The sequence below is a fragment of the Aeromicrobium sp. PFPM2_SD2 genome, assembly GCF_057364525.1.
On sequence record NZ_JBNFNZ010000285.1, the window covers coordinates 1 to 3,369 of the forward strand.

Sequence of the window (3,369 nt, forward strand, 5' to 3'; positions counted from 1 at the left end):
CGAGGAGCCGGCGACCCGCGGCTAGAGGTCGAGCTCGTCCGCGAGCGCGACGAGCAGCTCGCCGTCGGCTTGGCCGTGCGGGCGTCCGGGTGCCGGCCGTGGCGGTAGCCCTCGCCGAGCCGGTCGAGCAGGCCGATGAGGTCCTCGACGATGACGACCATGTCCTCGGGCGCCTTGCGGCGGCGCGGCTGGTTGCGCGCGACCGAGGTGGCCGGCTCCAGCAGCCGCACCTGCAGCGCCTGGTCGCCGCGCCGGCCCTGCGCGATGCCGAACTCGACGCGCTGGCCGGCCTTGAGCGTGGACACGCCGGCGGGCAGGGCGTCGCTGCGGACGTAGACGTCCGCGCCGTCGTCCTGGCTCAGGAATCCGAAGCCCTTGTCGGCGTCGAACCACTTCACTCGGCCCGTGGGCATGGCGCTCCTCACTCTCGGTTCGTGCGAAGCCTCAGCCTAGTGTCGCCGCCGCGTCGTCCGGTACCGGCCTCAGGCCGAGCCGATCGGCGCGTCGGTCTCGTCCTCGTCGTCGCGCCCGGCGAAGCGGACGTCGATGGACTGGAAGCCCTTGTGCCGCTGGGCCTTGGCGTACAGCTCGTAGGCGCGGCGGTCGGCGTCGGTGAGGTGCACGCGGTCGGTGAACGGGGTGAGCAGGGCCCGCGGGAACAGGCGCCGGGCCACCACGACGTTCACCTCCAGGCCCAGCACGACCGCGCAGGACGCCAGGAAGATGAACGCCATGAGGCCCAGGACGACGGCGAAGATGCTGTTGAGCTCGTTGGCCCGGTTGACGACGCCGCTGACGTAGGCCTGGCCGCCCTGCTGCAGCGAGACCCAGGCGACGGCGACGAACGCCGCTCCCGGCGCGACCCGGCCCCACGTGGGTCGCACGACGGCGAACAGCCGGAACAGGGCCATGAACACGACCCAGATCAGCAGCCAGGTGATCGGGACCAGGAGCCGCGACACCCAGGCGGCGTCCTCCTGGAAGGGCTCGAGCGTCGGGAGCACGGACGTGATGATGGTCAGCGCGACGACGGCCAGGCCGACGATGCCCACGAGCAGCAGGCTGCGCAGCGCATGAGGAAGGGGTTGGCCCGGCTGTTGCGCGGCACCGACCACGCCACGTTGGACGCGTTCTGCAGCGACTGGCCCACGCCGAGCGAGCCGTACAGGGCGGCGAGCACGCCGACGACGATCGCCGAGCCGCTGCCGCTGATGCCCTCGGGCCGGGCCAGCTGCGGGCCGACGACCGGGATCTGGCTCACCGCGCTGTCGAGCAGCGTCTCCTGCAGCGCGGTGTCGCCCTGGAGCAGGAAGCCGAGCACGGACGACGCGATGAGCAGCAGCGGGAAGATCGCGGTGAAGGCGTAGTAGGTGATGATCGCGGCCAGGTACGGACCCTGGTCGTCGAAGTACTTGTAGACCACGGCGAGCGGGAACCCGACGACCCGGTGGCGACGCTGGAAGCCGTCGAGCGTCCCGACGGTGCTCACGAGGCCGGGAGGTAGGGACGCAGCGCGGCCGCGACCTGGTCGAAGACGGGACGCGGCACGACCGCGCCCTCGCGCCGAACGTCGGCGGCGCGGACGCGCACGAACCGGTTGAGCCGCACCTCGCTGGGCCGGCCCTGCGCGTCCCACGGACCGCGGCCGACGTCCATCCAGAAGCGGCCGCCCGGGCCTCCTGGGCGGCGTCGCGGTCGTGGTCCTTGGACGTCATCGGGAGCGCGACGAGGTCGTCGCCCTCGCGGGCCACGACGAGCACCGGGCGGTCCTTGCCCCGGCTCGGGTCGTCCTCGTAGGGCACCCACGCCCACACGACCTCGCCCGGGTCGGCGTCGCCGTCGGGATCGGGCGCGTAGACGATCTCCACGGCGGCAAGCCTGCCACAGCGGGACCGGGAGGGCCGGTCAGACGTGCGGCGGCAGCTCGCGGCGCAGGACCTTGCCGGTGGGGTTGCGCGGCAGCTCGTCGAGGAACACCACGTGGCGCGGCACGGCGAAGCGGGCGACGTGCTGCTTGGCGTGGTCGACGACCCCGGCGGCGTCGAGCGCGTGCCCGTCGCGCACCACCACGTAGGCGGCGAGCGTCTGGCCCCAGTCGGGGTCGGGCACGCCGACGACGACCACCTCGGCGACCGCCGGGTGCTCGGCGAGCGCGTCCTCGAGCTCGCGGGGGAAGACGTTCTCGCCGCCGGAGACGATCATCTCGTCGTCGCGGCCGGAGACGAACAGCCGGCCGGCCTCGTCGACGTGCCCGACGTCGCCGGTGCTCATGAGCCCGTCGGCGAACTCCTTCGTGCGGCCGTCGGTGTAGCCGCCGAAGGGCATGTCGTTGCCGACGTGGATGACGCCGGTCTCGCCCTGCGGGACCTCGCGGCCGTCGGGGCCCAGCACCTTGACCGTCGTGCGGCGCGGCGGGACGCCGGCGGTGCCGGGCGCGGCGCGAAGGTCCTCGGGGCTGGCGACGGTCACCCAGGCGGTCTCGGTGGCGCCGTAGAAGTTGTAGATGGAGTCGGTGAAGCGGTCCATGAACCGGATCGCCAGGTCGCCGGCCAGGGCCGAGCCGCTCGTCGCGGTGATGCTGAGGCTGGAGACGTCCAGGCCGCGCGTCGCCTCGGCGGGCAGGTCGGCCATGCGCTGGAGCATGATCGGCACGGCCACCAGCACGGACGCCCGTCGCTCGGCCACGTCGCGGACGGTCTGGGCCGGGTCGAAGCGCCGGCGCATCACGTAGGTCGGCGTCGCGATCAGGCCGAAGCCGAAGTTGAGCAGCCCCCAGGAGTGGAACAGCGGCGCGGCGACGACGACGGTCGCCCCGGCCTCGTACGGGATGGCGCCGAAGAAGGTGAGGATCGGGCGCAGGCTGTCGGGCTCCTCGCGGCGCGAGCCCTTCGGCGCCCCGGTCGTGCCGGACGTGAAGATGATGATCTGGCCGTGCCGCTTCGGCTTGCGGACCCGCTGGGCCGGGTGCTGCGCCGCCAGGCCCGCGACGGTCGGCCGGTCGCCGGGCTCGTCGGCCCAGGCCAGGACGAGCGTCGCCGGGTCGAGCGCCGCGCACAGGCCGAGGAACTCCTCGTCGAGCACCACCATGACCGCCCGCTCGCGCGCCACGAGCTCCTCGAGCTGGCGTCCGCTGGCCATCGTGTTGAGCAGCAGCACCTTCGCGCCGACCTGCATCGCCGCGACGAGCGTCTGGACCATGTAGCGGTGGTTGCGGCACAGCACCGCGACCGCGTCGCCCTCGCCGACGCGCGGGCGCGCAGCGCGGCGCTCAGCCGGTCGACGTCGTCGGCGAGCTCCTTCCAGGTGGTCTCGCCCGCGTCGTCGACGATCGCGACCTGCCGCGGTGCCCGGTGGGGCGTTTGGCGTGCA

At 73.5% G+C, this 3,369-nt stretch carries 2 protein-coding genes and 2 pseudogenes; all 4 read right to left on the bottom strand.

The features are described 5' to 3' along the window. Window positions 1-21 precede the first annotated feature (21 nt). Window positions 22-413, bottom strand: a pseudogene (locus AC2W7G_RS12165) (cold-shock protein). Between the two features lie 69 nt (window positions 414-482). Then, window positions 483-1,489: pseudogene (locus AC2W7G_RS12170) on the bottom strand (YihY/virulence factor BrkB family protein). Next, window positions 1,486-1,656, bottom strand: a complete 171-nt coding sequence (locus AC2W7G_RS12175) for a hypothetical protein (protein ID WP_485868674.1) — start codon at window positions 1,654-1,656, stop codon at window positions 1,486-1,488. The pseudogene AC2W7G_RS12170 and the gene AC2W7G_RS12175 overlap by 4 nt, the downstream one beginning before the upstream one ends. A 249-nt stretch (window positions 1,657-1,905) precedes the next feature. Next, window positions 1,906-3,369: AMP-binding protein (locus AC2W7G_RS12180; protein WP_485868675.1), on the bottom strand; the 1,464-nt coding region annotated here is incomplete at its 5' end.